General features: G+C 69.2%; 1 protein-coding gene and 1 pseudogene. One reads left to right on the forward strand and one right to left on the reverse strand.

Annotated features, from left to right (window positions below):
- Nucleotides 1-128, forward strand: a pseudogene (locus B4M60_RS09815) (RDD family protein); the annotation flags it as partial.
- Nucleotides 129-142: 14 nt separating this feature from the next.
- Here the strand turns inward: B4M60_RS09815 and B4M60_RS09820 are convergent.
- A partial coding sequence (locus B4M60_RS09820) for a DUF4191 family protein (protein ID WP_291082959.1) occupies nt 143-574 on the reverse strand: 432 nt, incomplete at its 5' end.

A 574-nucleotide genomic window follows, 5' to 3' on the forward strand; every position in this document is an offset into this window, starting at 1 on the left:
AGATGTGTATAAGAGACAGGATCCGGGTCGTCTTCATCTTCTTCCTGCTGCCGCCCCTGATCCAGGACGAGGACGGCCGCGGGATGCACGACCGCGCGACCGGAACCGCACTCATCCGCACCCGCTGACAGGACGGGGGCGGTCAGGCCCCGCCGCGACGCCGAGCGCTGCGCTGCACGTTGCGGACCTTGGCGCCCTGGGGCATGGGGCCCTTGGGCATCTGGTTCTGGATCCCGGTCTTGGTGCCCAGCGCCCGGAGGCGGGAGTCCAGCGCGTCGACCTTCGCGCGACTGATGTTCATGGGGTAGCGGGTGAGGCGACGGTTGAGCTTGCGCAGCGGCACCTGCTCCGGGGTCGTCCCCTCCTCGTCACCGACGATCAACTCGTAGATGGGGGTGTCCCCGACGACCCTCGCGACCTTCTTTTTCTCCTGGAGCATGAGCGGCTTGAGGCGGTGCGGCTGCCCCTCGCCCACGAGCACGATCCCGCAGCGGCCCACCACCCGGTGCACCGCGTCGAAGCTCGTGGTGGCCGCGACCGCCTGGTTGACCCGCCATCCCGAGCGGAGCTGGTC

The sequence above is a fragment of the Dietzia sp. UBA5065 genome (genome assembly GCA_002415925.1).
GTDB lineage: Bacteria > Actinomycetota > Actinomycetes > Mycobacteriales > Mycobacteriaceae > Dietzia.